Below are 20,083 nucleotides of genomic sequence, written 5' to 3'. Positions count from 1 at the left end.
TCCAGCCCGTCGGGTGCTATGTGGCTCGGAACGTCGCGCGGACATGCTCCACGAACGTTTCGGCGTTCTCCATTGCCGCAAAATGCCCACCGCTCGCCGCCTCTCCAAAATAGCGCAGATCGGCAAAGCGCGCCTCAGCCCAACGGCGGGACAGCCGCACCTGCTCGCCGGGAAACATGCTGACCCCAGCCGGCAGCGGCACGGGCGCGCTCGGCATCCCCTTCGCCATCTCCTGCGCCGCTTCCCAGTAGAAGCGTGCCGCGCTGGGACCGGCGTTCGGTAGCCAGTACAGCATGATGTCGTCAATCAAATGGTCGAGCGGAATGACTCGTTCGGGTTGTCCATTGCTGTCCGAGACGTCCTGGAACAGCGCGTAGATCCAGCCTGCCAGTCCGACAGGCGAGTCCGCGAGCGCGAAGGCAAGCGACTGCGGTCGTGTGCACTGCAGCTTCATATAGCCTGAATAGTCGCGGTCGTAACGCGCGGCATCGTCCAGCATCTGCTGCTCGGCCGGAGTCGCATTCGCCCGTTCCTCGGGTGTCGGCTGGACCATCACCATGTTGAGGTGGATGCCGGCGAGGCCCGGCACGCGCATATGCGCAAGCGCGGTCGTGACCGCGGCACCCCAATCTCCACCTTGCGCCATCCAGCGATCGCCGTAGCCAAGCCGCTGCATCAGCGCACCCCATGCCGCAGCGGTACGTCCGACGCCCCAACCCGGTTCGGTCGGCTTGTCGGAGAAGCCGAAGCCGGGCAGCGCGGGAATGACGAGGTGGAAGGCGTCCGACGCGTCGGCGCCATGCGCTCGCGGGTCGCTGAGCGGGCCGATCACGTTGCGGAATTCCAGTACCGACCCCGGCCAGCCATGCGTCAGGAGCAGTGGTGTCGCGTCCGGTTCGGGCGAGCGGACATGCAGAAAGTGGATGCCGAGGCTGTCGATCACCGTGCGGCTGCTGCCCCAGGCGTTGAGCAGGTTCTCCGTGACACGCCAGTCGTAACCGTCCTGCCATCGTCGTGCGAGCGCGCGGATGCGGTCCGGTCGCGGGCCCTGAGACCCGTCCTGCACCGTGCCGTCATCGGGCCAGCGGGTGCGGGCGAGGCGATCGGCCACATCGTCGAGGTCGGCCTGAGGAATGTGGATCGGGAACGGCTGAATGGCGTCGCTCATGGCAAGACTCCGCAAGATGCAATCAGAGTGTCGGGGCGAGGACGGCTTCGGCGCGCGTCCAGTCGGTCTTGCCGTAGCGGTCCTTGTCAAGCGGCAAGAGCTTGCCGCGCCCGCTCGACATGTCGCGAACATATTGCATGCCTTGCCAGGCCGGGAACGGCGCATCGCTGGTCCGCGACAGCGTGCGCGCCACGCGGATCAGCATCGAGAGACGGCCGAGCCCACCCGCACGGAACGGCTTCCACCTTCGGCCCTCGAGCCGCGTCATCAGGATCGCGAGGTCGCGCGGAGACACGACGTCGCCGGCGATCCGCAGAACGCGGGGCGCATCGGCATCGAGCGCCACGTCGGCGGCATAATCCGCGACATCGTCCTTGGTCGTGAAGTCGAGCGGCTGGTCCGCGTCGCCCCAGTACAGGATGCGGGCGAAGCGCGGCAGCACGATTGGCGCTTCGCCGGTCAGCAGGTCGGCGAAGGCGCCGTTGAGAATCGAGGTCGCGCGGATTGGCGCCGCATCGACGCGTGCCATGAAGCGGCGTCGGAGATCCATATTGCGGTTGTCGCCGGGGCGGGTCTTTGTAAAATCGAGCGAGAAGTCGGAAGGAATGAAGCGCGGGACACCCGCCGCAACCGCCGCATCCAGAAGACGGCCCTGAAGATCGAGAATGACCGGCTCCAGCCCGTTCAGGACCGAGACGACACATTCCGCTCCCGCCAGCGCATCCGAGAGCGCAGCGTGATCGGCAAAATTGACCGGGACCGGCGTTCCGCCCCGCACACGCACGGCATCCTGCGCCGTGGCCGGCGTTCCGCTGCGAACCAGCGACCGCACCTCCACGCCACGCCGGATCAACGCAGAGAGCACCCGTCCACCGAGATCGCCCGTCGCACCGGCAAGCGCGATCGTCCGCTGCGCGACCCCGCCGTCATCGCGGCCGTTCACGTCTTCAAGCGTCATCACCGCCATCACCAACCCCCTGCAATAAACTGAACTATACCGTTCAGTTTCATTCAACGGGCGCATGGCCTATATGGTTGCGCGATGCAAACGCTTATCAATCCGAAGCCCGATTCAGCCAAACGACGACGCGGTGGTCGACCGTCCGCCGACCAAGCCGGCGATGTCGATCGCCGGATTCTCGACGCCGCCACGGACCTGTTCCTGCGGATGGGATATGACGCGACAAGCTGCGATCAGGTCGTGGCGCAGGCGGGGGCGGGGAAGGCGAGTCTTTACGCCCGCTATGCCAACAAGGAGGCGCTATTCGCGGCCGTGGTGCGGCGGATGGTGGATCACACGCTGGTGCCGTCAGGCGTGGTGCCGTGGCATCTGTGCGTCCAAGGCCGACTGCGCGCGGTGGGACATAGCCTGCTGGAGCATGCGTTGACGCCCGAGGCGGTCGCACTGATGCGTATCGTTGTCACTACCGCGCACCGGATGCCCGATCTCGCCCGGCTGGTGGACCGGATCGGCCGCGATGGCGGCGTTACGTGCGTCGCTCAGGCGATTGCCGGGGCCGACGCGATGCCCGACCGGATCGCGCAAGCATCAGATGTTGCGGGCCGGTTCATCGACATGGTGTTCGTCCCCCACCAGATGCGCGCGCTGATCGGTGACGATCGCGCGCAGCTCAATGCGACCGCCACACGTCGTATCGACGATGCGATCGATCTACTCACGCGCGCGGGGTGGTTGGACACAGGCGACGAGGCTTAGGTCGCCTCGATCCGTCTTTCCTTATTTACCATCCTTGTAAGAGCGCTGCCGGGCCATCGGGCACGAAGGTGCTTGTGCATCACCTTCCGCGGACATGAGTGAATGACTGAAGTTGGGGAACCGAAAACGACCTGCCGATGACCGCATGTGGGCCTCTGCAACGGGGCAACGGATAGCGACCTAGTCGATCTTGGCTGCTCACCGTGCGGATCGTGCTTCTCAGACGCGCCATGTGGAAAGGTCGCAGCTTTCCTGTTTCTCCGTCTTCACCTTACAGTTTCGAGAAAATGTATTTGGGAACAGATTTTGGCAAAGCGGACTTCGCAGGCGTCCGTCAGCTCAATCGGCGAGGCGGGATTACCGTCACAGGTTCCCAATCGGAATTGCTTGCGATTGCCGTTGCCGCTCTTCTACTCCCAGTATACGATCGAGCGGTGAGGCAGGCGGCGAGGGCCATGGACCACGACCGGCATATCACGACGGTGGAAGAGCTAGAGGCGCTGTATGGCACCGTGCCTCCGCCATCGGTCATCAAAGAGGTGGGCCATATCCACCCGGTCTATCGTCCCTTCATCGAAGCTGCGCCCCTCGCCGTTCTGGCGACGGCGGGGCCGGAAGGACTGGACGCTACCCCACGCGGCGACCCAGCGGGCTTCGTCCAGATTGAAAACGCCAAAACCCTGATCTTGCCTGATCGACGCGGAAACAATCGCATCGACAGCCTGCGAAACATCATCGGTGATCCGCGTGTGGCGTTGCTGTTCATGGTGCCGGGCATCGGCGAGACGTTGCGGGTGAACGGCATCGCGGAGATACTGGCAAATCCGGATCAGCTCGCCCGTTTCGCGACGGCGGGACAACTGCCGAAGTTGATACTCCGAATCACCGTGAACAGTGTATTCTTTCAATGCAGCCGCGCCGTGATCCGCGCTGGATTGTGGAAGCAGGAGAGCATTGTCGCGCGGGACAGTCTGCCCAGCGCCGGAGCCATCCTGCGAACGCTGTCGCAGGCCGCGATCGACGGCGACGCCTATGATCGACCATTGCCGCAGCGGATTGCCGATACCCTATACTGACACCGATGCGTTTTCCCGATTTAGCATCTCAATGGGAACGCCCCGGCCATCTTGCGGCCCGTTCTCAAACGAAAAGCGTCTCCGAGTCAGATCAATGGGATGCCATAAGCGTAAAAATGGTTGTCCCGTTTCCACCCGGCCTTTTCATAAAGCGACTGGGCGATCGTGTTGGTGACGGCGGTGGAGAGCGAAAGCCGAGTGGCACCGACGTTCCGGCCATACTCACATGCCCCATCCAGCAACATGCGTGCGGCGCCCATGCCGCGCGCGTCAGGGGAGACGAACAGGTCATTGAGGATGAACGTGCGGGCGAGCCTTGCTGACGAGAATGACGGAAATAGCTGTGCGAAACCAACCACCCGGCTTCCGTTGCAGGCGAGCAGAATGATGGATTGCTGATGTTCGAAGCGATCGAACAGGAACGATCGCGCGCCAATCAGGTCGGACGATTGCTCGTAAAATTGGCGGTAGGCGTCGAACAACGGCACCAATGTGTCCAGATCAGCGATGGTGGCCTGGTGAACGATCAACGACGGCGACTCCCACAACGATTTATCCGTCCGATGGCGAGCGGAACGGCGACAGCACGATAGTCGATAATCCGCGTCGGCAATTGCCGCCAGCTTTCCCGAAACTCGCTTCCAACGGAAAGGCGTCCGACCCCGATCACCCGTTCTTTTGGGGAATCCTGCGGTATCCACGCGCCACTTCCGCAGCGCCGCTCGTCGTCCTGATCCGACTTAATTTGGCCGTCTTCGCGGCGCTTCCAGCATCTCCAGGTGCTCGGTCGCATTGCCGTTGCCGGGGTTAAGGATCAGCGATCGTTTGAAATGCTCGATCGCACCGGCGCGGTCGCCCGTCGCCTCCAGCGCTTCGGCCAGGCTGTCATGCGCGTTCCAGCTTCCGGGGTTATTGGCCGCGTTCAGCCTGAAGATGGCAAGAGCCTGATCCGGCTGCTCCTGCTCGCGCAGCTTGTAGCCCCAGGCGTTCAGTTCGGCCTCGCTCGGCTTCGCCTGCATCGAACGCAATATGCGCGGTGCCTGCTGGAAGCCATGGCGAAGCAGTTCGGCACGAAATGCCTTCACGGCCGGCGGCAGGCCGAAGCCCTCGGCCTCGTGCATCCCGGGAATGTAATAGGCAGCGACCTCGTCGATGAAATATTCCGGGTTGGCACCCTGAAGGTTCGTCAGCACGACGACGGACAGGTCATTCTTCGGATAGACGAAGAAGGCCGATCGCATTCCGCCAATCGGGCCGGCCGCCGGATGGTCGGTCCGCATCGTCACCGGCCAGCCCAGCCCCGATCCGTTGAGCAGCTCGTTGGTCCCCGCCGTGGTGCCGTCGTTCAGCACGATCGGCGTCCACAAGGCGGTGACGCTGGCCTTGTCCTTCAGGAGCTTGCCGGATTGGAGCGCGATCAGCCATTTCGCCACATCGTCGGCCGTGGAGAGGATGCCTGCCCCCGTCCTGAAATAGCCCGGAAAGGTCGCATAGGTCGCCAATAGCTGGTCGCCTTTCCGCCAGACGCCATCGGTGTTGGCGAGATAGGAATAGCTGCGCGCCGTCTGGGGCACGACGTCGGAGGAATCGCCGAACCGGGTATGCACCATCCCGGCAGGCGCGAACTGCTGTTTCGCGATGAACGCCGCAAACGGCATGCCACTCAGCTTGTCGATGATCCGGCCCAGCATGACGTAGCCGGTCTGGTTATAGCTGTATCGTGCCCCCGCCTTGAACTCGAGCGGCAGCGTCTTCACCGCCGCCCATGCCGACGCCTCCGTGCCGTCACCGATCAGATGTTCCTTGTCATCGATGATGTTCGGCAGCCCCGACACGTGCGAAAGGACTTGCCGGATCGTGATCGCCCGCCACGCCGGCGGCAGGTCATCGAGATATTTGGAAACCGGATCGTCGACCCGCAGCTTGCCTGCCTCGGAGAGCTGCATGATCGCGACGCCCGTGAACGCCTTGGTGCAGGAATTGATCGAGAAGATGCTGGACGTGGTAGCGGGCACGTCATGCTCCACATCGGCGATGCCATAGGCTGCCGATGCCACGATCGTCCCATGTTGCACGACGGCGATCTGGAGCGCCGGTATGCGCTCCTTCTGCATCTTCGCCTTGAGAAATGCTGCCAATCCGTCGCTCGCGACTTGAGCATGAGCAGGCGTCGCGAACAGGAGGAAAGCCGCCAGTACCAGCTTGTTCATGCGATGACCCCGAAGGAGAAAGCCCGCCGTCATCCTCGCATATGTGTATTACTATAACAATACGGTTCGAGGTATTGAGCATCGCTACGATGGCAAACCCGTCTCATGGTCTGATCGCACTGGTTGCAAAGCGTCTGACGCTTGCCAAAGTGTGTTGGTGATGTGATACAGTGGCAACGACGGCATCCAGGAACGATGGTCATACGAACCAACCTCGCCAAGCTACCCGTCATCGTCGCTCTCATGATGATCGCGACGGCGGCACATGCGTCCGATGCCAAGCGTCCCGCGCCGCGCTTCGAGAAAGCCGAATGCGCCGTGAAGGTGATGCCCGGCGAGCGGATCGAATGTGGCTTCCTGTATGTGCCGGAAAACCGTCGAAAGGCCCGCAGTCGCACGATCAGCCTGCCGGTGATGATCTTTCGCAGCACGGCCGCCGCTCCCGCGGCCGATCCGGTCGTCTATCTTCCCGGCGGTCGGGCCTGAGCAGCATCGACGGGCGCACGACGGGCAAAGGCAATCCGTTCCTGATGGAACGCGACCTGATCCTCCTCGAAGGACGGGGCAACACATTCGCTCGCCCGTCGCTCGCCTGTCCCGATATCAACGTCCTCCGCGCGCAGAATGCGGATCCTGCTAGGCAGACCGGGGCGGTCGCACGGTGTCGGGCGGCATTGGTTGCATCCGGGGTCGACCTCGATGGCTATACTTCGGCCGAAGCCGCCGACGACCTCGATGATCTCCGCCGGCTGCTGGGTATCCGGCAATGGAACCTGATCGGCTTTTCCTATGGCACGCGCCTCGCGCAGACGGTGCTGCAACGCCACCCCGAGGGGGTGCGCAGTGTCGTGCTGGATTCGGTCCTGCCGATCGACGTCAACTAAGACGAAACCGCCGCGTCGTCGCTGCGACGGGCGATCGACGCCTTGCTGGCCGGGTGCGCGAACGACCCGGCGTGCGACGCCCGATACCCTGACCTTCACGCTCGCTTCGCCAAGCTCGTCGCCGACGCCGATCGGAGCGGGGTCGCGGCACCGACCGGTATACTACGCGGTCGCGATATCGTCGAAGCCGTCGGCGCGGGTCTTCAGCAGCCCGCTACCATCCCTGCCCTGCCGGGGATCATCAGCGAGGCGGCAGAAGGACGGCTGGCCGGATTGCTGCCGCTGACCCGGCAGACTCCGTCGAAATTCAACTGGGGGTTACGTCTGTCGATCTAGTGCGGCGAGGAGATGCCGTTCGAGACGGCTTCGCGGATGGCCTCGCAGACGTCCCCGGCGCTGGGCTTGGGTGGCGTGGATACTCGCACGGCCACGCCTGAGATGTGTGCCGCATGGCGCGTGTCATCCGCTGACGCGACGGCGAACGAGCCGGTGCGGTCCTCGTCCTCGCCGGAGAGTTCGATCCCGTCACCCCTCCCGCGTGGGGGCGTCGCCTGCTCCGCACCATGCCGAACGCGCGGTTCGTGCAGATACCCGGCCAGTCTCACGGTGCGATGTTCAACCGGTGCGGCGGGCAGATGACGCTGGCGTTCCTTCATGATCCCGGCGCGCCCCTGAACGGGGACTGCATCGCGAAACTGCCGGGAACCGTCTTCGGTCCCGATACGGGGCCGCAGCGCCGCCCATGAAGTGAGCGCGACCGCACCGGCGACGAGGGTTCAGACGCCGAGGCGATCGAGCGCCGCATGGACCGCGGCAACGACCGGGTCGGGTGCCCTCATGAGCGGCAGCGGTGGGTCACCGACGGACAGCGAGAGGCGATCTGCTATCGCATACATGAGACGCAGGCTCCCATAGGCCTTGAACAGCGCCCACAGCGGGGCGAATGCCGCGTCCATCGCTTCGGCTTCGTCCCGGCGTCCCGCCTGAGCAGCTCGCGTCAGGCGAAGCGCCGGTTCGGGCAGCAGGCCGGCAACGACGCTGTACCAGGCTGCGCCCCCGGCAAGTAGCGACGCGGTCGCGCCCCAATCACCGCTGTAGCCGATCGCAAACGTCTCCGGCGTCATCGCCCGCAGTCTGGCCAGTTCGGCGACATAGTCCGCGTCCGCCGGCAGCGGCATTTTGATCGCGGCTATGCCCGCCACGGCTGCCAGATCGGCAATCAGTGCATCGGAGAAGGTGAAGCCGGTCGTGCCGGGATTGTTGTAGATGCAAAGCGGCAGCGCGGTCGCTCCGGCGATGGCGCGGTAGTGGGCCGCCACCTCGTCCTGCTTCAACGGGAAATAGGACATGGGGGCAAGCAGCAATCCGCTTGCGCCGGCGCGCTCGGCGTTGCGGGCCAGTTCGACCGTCCAGCTTGTCCGCAGCGCCCCGACGCCAACGATGACAGGGACGCGTCCGGCCGCAGCTTCGATGCCGGCCGCGACCGCACGGACGCGCTCGGCGCGATCGAGATAAGCGTAACTCCCCGTGCTGCCGAGCAGGCCGATTGAATCGACACCGGCGGTCGCGAGACGATCGACTAAAATCCCCAGCGCGTCCGTATCGACGACGTCAGCGGCATCGGCGGGTGTGAGCGGGAAGGCCGAGAGGCCGGTAAACAGGGGGGACATGGACGAGCCTTCAATAACGAACGATGCTGTTCAGGTTCGTGCATACAATGACCAGCATCATCTTAGTTATTCCCGTTTCGCCATCCCAGATGGGCCGTGGTCGCGCCGCACGGCGCGGCGGCTCCATTGCTACCGGCGCAGACTGTCGGTGACCGGCAGTGCAAGGTGATCGGCAATCAAAGTGGTGGTCGCGTGTTCCTATTTCTCGAAACAGATGATTTTGCCCGTGACCACCTTGCCTACACGTAACGGGGTATCCGCTTCGTCGAGGAATCTTGGCCAGACCCTTATGGCATCGTTGCCGTCTTCGAAGACCTCTATGCCCACCGCTGGGACCTGATCGAGCCTGTCGCCGTCAAAGGATGATTCCCGTTTCCCGATCGTTTTCGGGACGAGCCTGTGCTGGCAGACAGGAAGGGGTATTTCCGGCATCACCCTTCCCTTGGTCCTGAATGAATGACCGAAGGTGGGAAACAGGCGGACGGCCTTGGTCACCGGAAGTAAGCCAACCTGCATCATGAACACGCTGGAGAGGCCGTCGTTAAGGTTCGGCTCGCAGCTCTTGCCATGTCAGGTCGAACCGCTGAAGATACTTGCGTAGCCGGTCAGCATCGTTCGACGACCCGCGCCTCGCCAGTGACGCCGCGAACAGCGAGCGACCTGCTTCGGATAGCGAGCGGCTGCGCCGGCAGGTCTGGACGACTTGGGCCAGTTGGACACGGTCGAACACGTCAAGCGCGGCGATCCGGTCCGGCGGCAGAACCCCGTCCAGCCCATCGTCCGTCGCTGGTCCGGTCGACCATAGCCGGTGCAGACGCGCGACCTCCGCTTCGACGCAAGCGACATCAATGCGGCCTTTGGGGCTGAACGTCGCCATGCGGGTGATGCTGGCGGCGAGATCGCGGAAGTTGCCGGCCCAGCGCGCGTCGGAGCTACCCGCAAAGGCGAGATAGCGATCGCGCGCTTCCTTGTTGAAGGTGACGCGATTGCCCTCACGCTCGGCGAAGCGGTCGAGTTCGTAATCGAGGTTGGGCGCGATATCCTCACGCCGGTCGGCAAGGCCGGGCAGCGTGAAGGTCCAGAGGTTGAGGCGAGCATAGAGATCGTCACGAAAGCGGCCATCAGCGACGGCCTGTCCGAGGTCGCGGTTGGTCCCTGCGATGAGCTGGAAGTTGGACCCAGCTTCCTTGTCAGCACCGACCGGCAGGAACCTTTTGTCCTCGATCGCGCGCAGAATGGTGGCCTGCTCGTCCAGCCCGAGCTCGCCGATCTCATCGAGGAACAGCATGCCGCCGTCGGCGGCGCGCAGCAATCCGGCCCGGTCTGCGGCGGCGCCGGTGAACGCCCCCCGCTTGTGCCCGAAAAGCGCGGACATGGCGCTATCGCCTCGCAGCGTCGCGCAGTTCACCTCGACGAAGGCGCCCTTCACCTGGTGCTTCAGCCGCTTCAGGTCGTAGATGCGCCGCGCCAGCTGGCTTTTGCCGGCACCTGTCGGCCCCATCAGTAGCACCGGCGCGCGGCTGCGGGTCGCGACTTGCTCGATCTCATCGATCATGGCGTTGAATACGGCGCTGCGCGTCTCGATGCCGGACTTCAGGAAAGAGGTGCTCTCCGCACTCGCGACGGCAAATCGCGTGGCGATGCTGTCGTAGCGCGACAGGTCAAGGTCTATGGTGTTCCACGTTCCTGCCGGCTCGGCCGTCCCGCGGCGCGGTTGCGTCTGGAGCAGGCGGCCGGGCAGATAGTGCGCCTCGGTGAGGAGGAAAAGGCAGATTTGGGCGACGTGCGTGCCGGTGGTGATGTGGACGAGATAGTCCTCCGTCTCCGGATCGAACGGCCAGCCGCGGGCGAAGTCGAGCAGCTTGCCGTAGACCTCCTCGAAATCCCACGGATCGGCGAAGTCGATCAGTTGCGGCTCGACACGCGTCTCGGGGGAGACCGACGCGATGTCCTTCGCGACGAAGTCGGCGAGCTGCTGGTGGGGAGAGCCGTGAATGAGGACGAACCGATCGATTCGGAGGTCCTCATGCATGGCGAGGCCTACGGACGGCCGCCACTTGTTCCAGCGGGAGGCATCGTGCTTGCTGCCGTCCAGCGTGGAACCGAGAAATCCAATCACGACGAGCGGCTTCATGGATATCCGCTAGGATAAGTTCGTATCCCTGTCACTCACTATCGAGCGTGCATTATGGATCGGCAGCATAGCTATGTTAGGAATAAAGCGAGGAATCGCAGCTACCTGGACGAAGTATGGGGTAAAAACCGCAAATTGGCACGACGCCTGCTTAGTTAACTGCGTCGGGTCGAATGGCATTGATCGATCCGACGGCGCGGCCGGGGCGGCTGGAATAGGCCAGCCGCCCCTAGAGCACAGATCACCGGAGGCGAACATGACTGCGAATTACGATGTCCAGACCGTCGAGGGCGGCGTCCCGATCAAGATGTGGACGCGCGGCGTACCGGTCGACGACAAGGCGCGCGTCCAGCTCGCGTCGGCGGCGAAGATGCCGTTCGTGTTCAGGCACGTCGCGGCGATGCCCGACGTCCATGTCGGCATCGGCGCGACCGTCGGCTCGGTCATCGCGACCAAGGGCGCGGTGATCCCGGCGGCGGTCGGCGTCGACATCGGCTGTGGCATGATGGCGGCGCGCACGAGCCTGATGGCGAGCGACCTGCCGGACAATCTGGAAGGCGTCCGCGCCGCTATCGAGCGGGCGGTGCCCGTTGGCCGCGACAAGAAGATGGGCAAGCGCGATCCGGGCTCGTGGGGCGACCCGCCCGCCGAGATCGTGGAAGCCTGGGCAACGCTCGCCGGACGGTTCGGCCATATCGTTGCCAAATATCCGAAGCTGGGCAAGACCAACAACCTTGTCCATCTCGGGACGCTCGGTACGGGCAATCACTTCATCGAGCTGTGCCTCGACGCCGAACAGCGCGTGTGGGTGATGCTTCATTCGGGTTCGCGAGGGGTCGGCAACGCGATCGGCACCTTCTTCATCGAGCTGGCGAAGCAGGATATGCGCAAGTGGTTCCTGAACCTGCCCGACGAGGATCTCGCCTATTTTCCGGAAGGAACCGAGCATTTCGACGACTATGTCGAGGCGGTCGGCTGGGCGCAGGACTATGCGGCGCTCAACCGGCGGATGATGATGGCGAACGTGATCCGCGCCATGCGCGGCGTCATCGCCAAGCCGTTCGACGCGGAGCTGGAGGCGATCAACTGCCATCACAATTACGTTCGCCGAGAGAACCACTTCGGCCAGAACGTGCTCGTCACCCGCAAGGGTGCCGTGCGCGCGGCGGAAGGGGTGATGGGCATCATTCCGGGCTCGATGGGCGCAAAGTCGTTCATCGTGCGCGGGCTCGGCAACAAGGAGTCGTTCGACAGTTGCTCGCACGGCGCCGGACGGGTGATGAGCCGGACACAGGCGAAGCGCGAAGTCACGGTGGCGGAGCACGTCGCCGCGACTGCCGGCGTGGCCTGCCGCAAGGATGAAGGCGTGATCGACGAAAGTCCGCGCGCCTACAAGCCGATCGAAGCGGTGATGGCGGCGCAGGCCGACCTCGTCGAGATCGTCCACACGCTGAAGCAGGTGGTGTGCGTCAAGGGCTGACGCACACCAAACACTACGAGACAGACAATGATCGAGATCGACGGTTCCGAAGGCGAAGGCGGCGGACAGGTGGTGCGCAATGCGTGTGCGCTGGCGCTCGTCACAGGTTCATCGTTCCGGATGACCAATGTGCGGGGCGGCCGTGAGAAGCCGGGTCTGATGCGCCAGCACGTCACCGCGATCGAGGCGGCATGCGCGATCGGCGAAGCGGAATGCGAAGGGCTGACCGTCGGCGCGTCGGCGTTCACGTTCCGCCCCGGGCGGGTCACCCCGGGCGAGTATCACTTCGCCGTCGGTACTGCGGGATCGACGGGGCTGGTGCTTCAGACGGTGCTGATGCCGCTGGCGATCGCTGATGCGCCGTCGCGGCTCGTTTTCGAAGGCGGCACGCACAACATGCTGGCTCCGCCGTTCGACTTCATCGCCCGTAGTTTCCTACCGATCGTAAACCGGATGGGGCCGACCGTCACCGCGCGGCTGGTGCGGCCCGGCTTCTATCCGCGTGGCGGCGGGCGGATCGAGGTAGACATCATGCCCGGGCCGCTGCGTCCGATCGACTGCCTCGAGCGAGGAGCACAGATCGCTTGTTCGGCGTTGGCTATGTTTGCGGCCATCCCGCCCGGCGTCGCCGATCGCGAGATCGCGACGGCGAAGAGGCTGCTCGCCGACTGGCCGGAAGACGCGTTCGCCGTCCGTGAGTTGCCCGAGAGCCAGGGGCCGGGAAACATCCTGCTGCTGGAAGCGGCGTTCGAGCAAGTGACGGAGGTGGTCAGCGGCTTCGGCAAGCTCGGCGTGTCGGCGGAGCGGGTCGCGCAGACGGCAGCGGCGCGAATGGCAGGTTATCTCGCTTCCGATGCGTTTGCCGGGCCGTATCTAGCGGATCAGCTACTGCTGCCGTTCGCCCTCGCCGGCGGCGGCGCTTTTACCACGGTGAAGCCGAGCCGACACAGTATGACCGCGGCGACGGTGATTGAGCGGTTCTTGGATCGGCGTTGCGTCTTTACCCAGCAGCCCACCGGCACTCACCTCGTGAACGTGCGATAACCGCCTTCATATTTAGCTGAACGAACCACCGAAGTTGAGGCAACGAAATGACAGTCCGAATGTCGCATCTGATTCAGAGCGTTATCTTGACTCCAACGCGCACTTGCCGGGGTTCCGCGGCTCGGCTGTGAATGCCCTCGACACCGTCTAGCGGTTCGCCAGGAAGTCGCGAGGCGTAAAAGTAGTCGGCGTCGGCGCGTTGCGTATCGAACAAGTTGAGAAAATCGACCGCGATCTCGACGTGGCCGATCGTCTTGGCGAGCCTCAGGTTGACGATCGTCGTCGCAGGCCCGCGTACGCTGTCATCCTCGATCAGCGGACGAACGCCGATGTAGCGGAGGCGCAACGCGCCGAGCCAGCCGTGCGCATCAGCGGTTACGCCCAGCGATCCCGCGGCCTCCAACGAGTTCGGAATGCGGTCGGCGTCCGTTACCCCGATGAACCGGGCGTGGTTGGTCGCGTAGACCGCGTCGAGCGACAGCCATCGGAACGGCCGCACGAACAGCGTCGTCTCCCAGCCGCGGCGGCGGCTCGCACCTGACGGCTCTACCGTGCCGTCGTCGCCCGAGTAGACCAGTTCGCCCGCCGAGCGGGTCCACCAGCGATCGACGGTGAGCACCACCGGCCCACGCTCGATACGGGTGCCGATCTCATACCCCGTGCCGCGCACGAGACCCGGCACCGGATCAGTCGTGGCGAGCACCCCGCGCGCGTCGTTCGAGTGAAAGCCCTGGCCGTAGTTGGCATAGATTGCGACGCCCCGTGCCAGCGTCAGCGCCGCGCTGGTCTTGGGCGTGACGACCGTTTCACTCCGTGCGCCGGTGGTCGCCGCTCCCGCAAGCGCACGCGAGCGGAAGCGGTAGCGATCGATCCGACCCCCGCCGGACAGCGTCAGCCGCTCGATCGGCCGCCACCGCAAATCTGCATAGCCGGCGAACGCAGTTTCGCTGACGTCGACAAGGCTGGTGGTGCCGATCCGGTGGCCACGCTCGGTATGGTAGAGACCCAGGTCATCGATCCGGTCGGCGCGAGCATCGGCGCCGACGGTGATCTGCCACGCCGTACCGAGCGCTATGCGGTGCTGCACCCGACCACCAAAGGTCCAGCGGCGCTCCGCCTGCTCGAGTTCGTCGCCGCGAACTGGGTCGGCAAGGAAGAAGGTGAAGTTAGAGACGAGGTCGAAGAGGTAGCGTTGCGCGTAGAGCGTCACGTCGGTCCGCTCGCTCGTGAGGCCGATCGTCGCGATCTGCCGCTGCGTCTCGCCGCGCAGGTATGGATCGAGCGTGCCGAACCGGTCGGGTACCAGTGTGCCGATCGCGCGCACCGGAATCTGCTCGGTCGGCTGCCAGGTCGCGTTGTAGTCGGACAGGCTCGCGCGGACGGTGCCGAGCGCGGTGTCGATCGTGTATTTGGCGAAGGCTGACGCGTGGCGCAGCCGCTCGGGCAACGCCCACACGCCATTGTTGATCGTCAGCTCGCCCGCGAGCAGCAGGTCACCGCCCCCCAACTGCTCTGAGCCGACCGCGACCAAGCGACCATAGCCGTAGCTGCCGCCCTGTATCGCCACCATCGGCCGTTCGACGCGATCGAGAGTGCGCATCGACGCCGCCGCGACGAGCGAGAAGTCGCCATCCTGCGCGTAATAGGGTCCCTTGCGGTATTCGACCCTGTCGATCGTCTCGGGGATAAGACCGTTGAGATCGAGGTAGCCCTGGCCGTGCGCGTGGCTCGGCAGGTTCATCGGCACGCCGTCGAGTGAGATGCTGAAATCGGTGCCGTGGTCGAGATTGTAGCCGCGGATGTAATATTGCGCCGCCTTGCCCCCGCCCGAGTGCTGGACGGCGAGCAGTCCCGGCACCGCTTCTGCCAGTTCGTTGGCGCGCAGCAGCGGACGGGTGCGGATGTCCTCACCCGATATTGCGCCGGCGCTGGCGGCGCGGTCGCTCCCGACCCGCCGCTCGCCGCGACCGATCACCACGATGTCTTTTGACGGATCGTCGGTAGGCTGCGTTGCTGCCTTATGCAGGTCTGGAGCGGATGAGCGGCCTTCATCGATCGGCAGCGTGTTCGCGCCGAAAAGGAGCAACGAACAGACGATTGCGCATGACATGATGGCACCCCATAAACAGCTCGGCTATCTGTTTTAGCCATAGCTAATATGTCAAGCTGACTGGTCAGCGAGCACTTCGGCTGGCAGAAGCGCAAACAGGAGCAGGAGGTGCGCCAATGGCCGATGATACCGCCGTCCGCCGTGCCGCGGCGTTTCGCGCCACCCGCGAGGCCCATGCCAGCGAGATGGCGGAGGATTATGTCGAGCTGATCGGCGATCTGATCGAGGAGCGCGGCGAAGCTCGGGTGATCGATCTAGCGCAGCACATGGGGGTGACCCAGCCGACGGTCGCGAAGATCATCCAGCGGCTGAAGAGCCTCGGGCTGGTGCAGAACCGCCGCTACCGTGCGTTGTTTCTCACGGACGCCGGCAAGGCGCTCGCCACCCGCTCGCGCGAGCGGCATCAGGTGGTGGTCGACTTCCTGGTCGCATTGGGGATCGATCCGGAAATCGCCGCGATCGACTCTGAGGGAATGGAGCACCACGTCAGCGACGCGACGCTGCAAGCGATGCGGAACGTCGTCATGGGCTCTTCAACGCAGGACAAGGCATAGCGGCCGGGGCTGCATGCCTTCGCATTGATGAGCGTCCGCTTCTGGAGCAAGGTCAGCAGGCTTCAATGACCGACATTGGGTCGAAGCCGCCCATCTAATTGGCTGATGCGCTCGGTCAGGTGAGATCCCGAACGGCCGACTAGCGCTAAATAGGTTCGTTGCTGAGGAAGCGGGAATGCTCTTCAAGTTCGACGACCTCAAAGTCGAAACGCCTCCATCCGTGCCGCTTCGCCGCTTCTTCCAGTAAGGCCTTCTTGCTGGCCGCCTCCTTTGCGGATGCTGTGTGACCCCAGAACACCTCGGTCCTGCCATTGTGAAGATGCGCGACGATACGCCAGTAATGGGTGAAAGGCGCAGCCGTGGGGCCTATTGTCTTTACATAGCCGTCGGCCATCGTCGCGGTCAGGTAGCGCTTCTTCCTAGCCATTGCCGCGCGATAGCGCAGTGGCGGCGAGTGCGGGAGAGCAGCCCTCGCTTTGCCGCTCGTCGGGCCGGCCATTCCGATAGGGCCCGACTGCGTAGAGAGCGACCGAGCGTTCCAGCTCGGCTACACTTGGCTATCGCGCACCGATCCGTCGACCGCGCGCCACCTCGCCCGGGCAAATTATGGCATTCGCAGCGCTCGGATCCGCCTTTCCCTGGCGCCCCAGTCCAGCGCGCTCACGAGAGGCTCGCGACCCATCGTTGCAGCGCGGGAGTGTCGCGCATGTCGCCGGTGTAACGGTGAACCGGCACCGCAGGGACGTTCGATCCGCGCTTGCGGCCGCGATAGACCTTCATCGGCACGATCGCCTGCGCGAAGCCGCTCGGCAGGGGGACGCGGCGGATGTCCATATAGAGCGAGTCGGCGCCCGTCTCCTGCCCGATCTGCACCGCGCCGAGCGCAGTCCACAGGTCAACCGCGTCGAGGCAGGCGGACGCGCAGCCGAGGTCGGTCAGCACGTACACCCGGCCCTTCGGCGGCAGCACGGGAGCCGTGATATCGGTGGGCGGCGCCGCGGCCTCATCGTCGGCCTCCCGCCACAGCGCGTCGCCGCGCGCGAGCGCGCTGTTGAGCCCCGCAGAGACACGATCCCCCCAGCGCATCGCCTCGGGCGAAGCGTCCGGCGCCGCTCGCCAGGCGGAGCGATAGCCGTCGATCGTCGCAAGATTGCCTGGCGAAACGCGCCAGTCGACCGCCTCGCTATCCGATGGCAGCCTCCGAATCGCAGCGGCGCCCCATAGGATCGTCGCAACCTGTCTCGACCAGTCGGACGAGCCGCCATTGTTGCCGCGCAGGTCGAGCACGATGCGCGGCGCCGCCGCGAGCCCTGCGGTATCGGCCTTCATGCTCGCGATCAGCGGCACCAGAGCTTTGGCGTCCTTACCCATAGGGTCGCTGTCAAAACCCGAGAGTGTGTACCAGCGAGTGCCATCGGGCAGCGTCGTCCCGCCGATCTCGGGATGCGCGCGCGGGCTCGCCGCCGCGAAGCGGGTGTCAAACTCGGCGTCGGGCAGGTCGCGCCATTGCAACACGACCTCGCGCGATCTGCCGTCTACCGTGAAGCGGCAGCGTGCGGGGCGACGGACGTACGGGTTGCCCGCGTCGATGAACAGGCGGCCCGCGGTTGAGGCCCGCTGGCTGAAAAGACTCCAGCGGCCGCGGAAATCGCCGACGTTCCGCATGGCGAGGGTCTTCGCGGGGATGCCGTCGCAGCTTACCAGCTCGGCGCCAAGCGGCAGGGCAACGTCGTCGGCACGGGTGACAACCACCGCCCGCTCGGCACCGTCGAGCGTGGTCAGGAAGCCCGGCCAGCGCAGCGGCAGCGGCACCGGCTGGTTGACATCGAACGCGACATGGCCGTCGTCGAAGCCAGCGACATAAGCGCGCATCGCCCACAGGTAGGCAGGATAGTCGCGTGCGTTCGCCGCCCGGCGCAGCGCCAGTGCGAGCCCGGCATCATTGCGCTCGGTGAAACGGGGGGCGAGGCGATTGACCGGGCCCGGATGGTTCGCCGCTATCGCGTCGTGGAAGGCGATCGCATCGGCCCGCAGCGTTGCCGACCAGTCGCGGGGCGGCTCAGCTGCGGCGGCTAGCAACGGAATGGTGAGTGCGATCAAGCCCTTGTGCATGGTCATGTCCTCAATAGCCCTCCGGCGTCGCGTCGCGTCGAGCATCGCGGCGGAGGAAACGATCTCGATATCGGTAAGCTGGGGCAGATACGCCTCGATGAACGGCTTGCCGTGCTGCGTTCGAGACCTAGCGCGGCAAACGCCGATAGCCCGGTTGGACGTCTCATTTTGCCTGTTCCTTCAGTACCGCCAATCGGGCAGCCGCGTGGCCGTTGTCGGGATCGCGCCTCAGAGACGCCTCGTAGTTGGCGATCGCGTGCGGGCGGTCGGTCGCGGCCTCATATCCCATCGCGAGGCTGTCGAGCGCGTTCGCGCTGTCCGGGTGAAGCGTGGCGTTGAGGCCGAACACCGCGACCGCCTGCCTCGCGTCGCCGGCATCGAGCAGCATACCGCCCCAGACGTTGAGATCGTCCTCGCTAACTCGGAAGTCCGGCTTCCGCTTGAGACGATCGTAGGTTCCCATCGGATTGATGAAGCCGTCGGCGATCAGCGCGGTCCTGAGACTTTTTACGGGCAGCGGAAGGCCGCCGCCGTTCGACGCCAGCAGGTCGGGGAGGAACTGCCCCGCGATCTCGTCGATGAACTCTTCCGGATTGGCGCCCGCGAGGTTGGTGAGCACAACTACCGCCAAGTCGTCGCGCGAATAGACGAAGAAGGCCGAGCGGCGGCCACCGGTGCCCGCCGCGACCGGATAGCCACCATGGTCGGACACGGGCCAGCCCATCGCCCACGGGCGGGGGCGGCCGTCGTTGAGGCGACCGGGGTTCCACAATGCCTGTCGGTTCGCAGGTGACAGCAGCGTGCCGTTGCGCAGTGCGATCAGCCAGCGTGCGACATCGCCGGCACTTGCGTTGAGCCCGCCCGCGGTACGCATGAAGGGAGAGAACTCGTCCCAGCCATGTTCGATCGCTCGCGTCTGCTTTTGCACCGCGCCGCCGCGATAGCGGTAGGTGCGCGCCCGACCCGGCATTACGTCGCGCCCATCGCCGAACGCCGCGTAGCGCATCGCAGCGAGCGCAAACTGGCGTCGCTGGATGAACCGCGTAAACGGCATGCCCGACACCCGGTCGATGATCTTACCTAGCAGCACGTAGTTGGTCTGATTGTAGCTGAAGCGTGTGCCCGTCGCCGACTGGAAGGGCATCGCCTTCACCGCCGTCCAGGCGGACGCCTCGTCTCCGTCGCCGACCAGCGAGCCCGTGCCCTGACCCTTAGGCTGGATCAGCACGTCGGGCAGTCCCGACAGGTGCGAGAGCAGCTGCGACACAGTAATTGGCTGCCATGCGAAGGGAAGGTCGTCGAGGTAGCGCCCGATCGGCGCGTCAAGCGAGACCTTTTCGTCCTGGACCAGCTGCATAATTGCAACCCCGGTAAAGCTCTTGGTCGCAGAGTTGAGGGTGAAGGCGGTCGCCGGTGTCACCATCGTCTTCGTCTCGACATCGGCGAATCCGAACACCTTGTCGTAGATGATACGGCCATTGCGGACGACGGCGACCTGCATGCCGGGGATCGCCCGACGGCGCATCTGATCGGCGACCACGGTGTCGATGCCCGCCGCAAAGCGGGCGGGAGCCGACTGCAGCGCGCTAGCGGTTTTGATCGGATGAAGCTGCGCCGGCGCTGCGCTTGGAAGAAGCAGGGCGAAGCCCCCGAGTGCTGACCAAAGCTTGTTCATAGCAAATGACTACAAACGTAATCGATCCGGGTCAATTCGCCATTCGGACATGGTCCCGGACGGATGACTAGCTGTCGAACTAGGCTACATCAGCGGATCCGATCAGGTCCGAGCACCTGCGCCCAAACGACCCTGCTTGCCTTTGATCCTCTTGGAAAAGGGACGTGCGACAAACATGAATTGATGGCGGGTCGCGGAAAGGAGCGAGCGCTACCTTAATGGCCGGTTGTGGGTCTTTGCGATCGCGGA

At 64.7% G+C, this 20,083-nt stretch carries 19 protein-coding genes and 1 pseudogene; 9 read left to right on the top strand and 11 right to left on the bottom strand.

The window, feature by feature from the left end:
• Nucleotides 1-16: 16 nt before the first annotated feature.
• Nucleotides 17-1,168, bottom strand: coding sequence for an epoxide hydrolase family protein (locus AC07UH_RS15655; protein ID WP_495180976.1), 1,152 nt, complete (start codon nucleotides 1,166-1,168; stop codon nucleotides 17-19).
• Nucleotides 1,169-1,190: 22 nt separating this feature from the next.
• Nucleotides 1,191-2,135: an aromatic alcohol reductase gene (locus tag AC07UH_RS15650; protein ID WP_495180975.1), complete on the bottom strand. Its 945-nt coding sequence runs from the start codon at nucleotides 2,133-2,135 to the stop codon at nucleotides 1,191-1,193.
• Nucleotides 2,136-2,210: 75 nt separating this feature from the next.
• Here AC07UH_RS15650 and AC07UH_RS15645 point away from each other — a divergent pair, with 75 nt between their 5' ends.
• A complete protein-coding gene (locus AC07UH_RS15645; protein WP_495180974.1) occupies nucleotides 2,211-2,885 on the top strand; it encodes a TetR/AcrR family transcriptional regulator in 675 nt (224 codons plus the stop codon).
• Between the two features lie 455 nt (nucleotides 2,886-3,340).
• Nucleotides 3,341-3,961, top strand: a complete 621-nt coding sequence (locus AC07UH_RS15640; protein WP_495180973.1) for a pyridoxamine 5'-phosphate oxidase family protein — start codon at nucleotides 3,341-3,343, stop codon at nucleotides 3,959-3,961.
• An 86-nt stretch (nucleotides 3,962-4,047) separates the two neighbouring features.
• Here the strand turns inward: AC07UH_RS15640 and AC07UH_RS15635 are convergent, their stop codons facing one another.
• Together AC07UH_RS15635 and AC07UH_RS15630 are read right to left on the bottom strand one after the other, a co-directional pair.
• Nucleotides 4,048-4,491 (bottom strand): GNAT family N-acetyltransferase, encoded by a 444-nt coding sequence (locus AC07UH_RS15635; RefSeq protein WP_495180972.1) that lies wholly within the window; start codon nucleotides 4,489-4,491, stop codon nucleotides 4,048-4,050.
• 210 nt (nucleotides 4,492-4,701) lie between these two features.
• Entirely contained in the window at nucleotides 4,702-6,171 is a 1,470-nt protein-coding gene (locus AC07UH_RS15630; protein WP_495180971.1) for a serine hydrolase, read from the bottom strand.
• 195 nt (nucleotides 6,172-6,366) lie between these two features.
• Between AC07UH_RS15630 and AC07UH_RS15625 the strand changes: the two genes are divergently transcribed.
• From AC07UH_RS15625 to AC07UH_RS15610, 4 genes and pseudogenes are all read left to right on the top strand, one after another.
• Nucleotides 6,367-6,657 carry a hypothetical protein gene (locus AC07UH_RS15625; protein ID WP_495189961.1) on the top strand — a complete coding sequence of 97 codons (291 nt, stop codon included), beginning with the start codon at nucleotides 6,367-6,369 and terminating at the stop codon, nucleotides 6,655-6,657.
• Nucleotides 6,658-6,701: 44 nt separating this feature from the next.
• The gene (locus AC07UH_RS15620) at nucleotides 6,702-7,055 is read left to right on the top strand and encodes an alpha/beta fold hydrolase (RefSeq protein WP_495180969.1); all 354 of its coding nucleotides are present in this window, start codon (nucleotides 6,702-6,704) and stop codon (nucleotides 7,053-7,055) included.
• A gap of 42 nt (nucleotides 7,056-7,097) precedes the next feature.
• Nucleotides 7,098-7,391: a hypothetical protein gene (locus tag AC07UH_RS15615; protein ID WP_495180968.1), complete on the top strand. Its 294-nt coding sequence runs from the start codon at nucleotides 7,098-7,100 to the stop codon at nucleotides 7,389-7,391.
• A gap of 212 nt (nucleotides 7,392-7,603) precedes the next feature.
• Nucleotides 7,604-7,801 (top strand): annotated as a pseudogene (locus tag AC07UH_RS15610) (hypothetical protein); the annotation flags it as partial.
• Between the two features lie 30 nt (nucleotides 7,802-7,831).
• Here AC07UH_RS15610 and AC07UH_RS15605 read toward each other — a convergent pair.
• From AC07UH_RS15605 to rtcR, 3 genes are all read right to left on the bottom strand, one after another.
• Nucleotides 7,832-8,725, bottom strand: coding sequence for a dihydrodipicolinate synthase family protein (locus tag AC07UH_RS15605; protein ID WP_495180967.1), 894 nt, complete (start codon nucleotides 8,723-8,725; stop codon nucleotides 7,832-7,834).
• A gap of 198 nt (nucleotides 8,726-8,923) precedes the next feature.
• The gene (locus AC07UH_RS15600) at nucleotides 8,924-9,220 is read right to left on the bottom strand and encodes a hypothetical protein (RefSeq protein ID WP_495189962.1); all 297 of its coding nucleotides are present in this window, start codon (nucleotides 9,218-9,220) and stop codon (nucleotides 8,924-8,926) included.
• A gap of 46 nt (nucleotides 9,221-9,266) precedes the next feature.
• Nucleotides 9,267-10,859 (bottom strand): RNA repair transcriptional activator RtcR, encoded by a 1,593-nt coding sequence (gene rtcR, locus AC07UH_RS15595; RefSeq protein ID WP_495180965.1) that lies wholly within the window; start codon nucleotides 10,857-10,859, stop codon nucleotides 9,267-9,269.
• A 256-nt stretch (nucleotides 10,860-11,115) separates the two neighbouring features.
• On the opposite strand from rtcR, the gene AC07UH_RS15590 reads away from it, so the two are divergent.
• Nucleotides 11,116-12,339: an RtcB family protein gene (locus tag AC07UH_RS15590; protein WP_495180964.1), complete on the top strand. Its 1,224-nt coding sequence runs from the start codon at nucleotides 11,116-11,118 to the stop codon at nucleotides 12,337-12,339.
• 27 nt (nucleotides 12,340-12,366) lie between these two features.
• Nucleotides 12,367-13,383, top strand: coding sequence for an RNA 3'-terminal phosphate cyclase (gene rtcA / locus AC07UH_RS15585; RefSeq protein ID WP_495180963.1), 1,017 nt, complete (start codon nucleotides 12,367-12,369; stop codon nucleotides 13,381-13,383).
• 73 nt (nucleotides 13,384-13,456) lie between these two features.
• Here the strand turns inward: rtcA and AC07UH_RS15580 are convergent, their stop codons facing one another.
• Nucleotides 13,457-15,358: a TonB-dependent receptor gene (locus AC07UH_RS15580; RefSeq protein WP_495189963.1), complete on the bottom strand. Its 1,902-nt coding sequence runs from the start codon at nucleotides 15,356-15,358 to the stop codon at nucleotides 13,457-13,459.
• Between the two features lie 251 nt (nucleotides 15,359-15,609).
• Here AC07UH_RS15580 and mntR point away from each other — a divergent pair, with 251 nt between their 5' ends.
• Nucleotides 15,610-16,047: a manganese-binding transcriptional regulator MntR gene (mntR, locus tag AC07UH_RS15575; RefSeq protein WP_495180961.1), complete on the top strand. Its 438-nt coding sequence runs from the start codon at nucleotides 15,610-15,612 to the stop codon at nucleotides 16,045-16,047.
• A gap of 145 nt (nucleotides 16,048-16,192) precedes the next feature.
• On the opposite strand, the gene AC07UH_RS15570 is transcribed toward mntR, so the two are convergent.
• From AC07UH_RS15570 to AC07UH_RS15560, 3 genes are all read right to left on the bottom strand, one after another.
• Complete coding sequence (locus tag AC07UH_RS15570; RefSeq protein ID WP_495180960.1) at nucleotides 16,193-16,474, bottom strand: hypothetical protein; 282 nt, start codon at nucleotides 16,472-16,474, stop codon at nucleotides 16,193-16,195.
• A 233-nt stretch (nucleotides 16,475-16,707) separates the two neighbouring features.
• Entirely contained in the window at nucleotides 16,708-18,204 is a 1,497-nt protein-coding gene (locus tag AC07UH_RS15565) for a hypothetical protein (protein WP_495180959.1), read from the bottom strand.
• A gap of 118 nt (nucleotides 18,205-18,322) precedes the next feature.
• Nucleotides 18,323-19,834, bottom strand: coding sequence for a serine hydrolase (locus tag AC07UH_RS15560; RefSeq protein ID WP_495180958.1), 1,512 nt, complete (start codon nucleotides 19,832-19,834; stop codon nucleotides 18,323-18,325).
• Nucleotides 19,835-20,083: the final 249 nt, after the last annotated feature.

This window comes from Sphingomonas sp. GW821-FHT04B01 (assembly GCF_059420425.1).
This window is presented reverse-complemented; position numbering and strand designations above follow the sequence as displayed.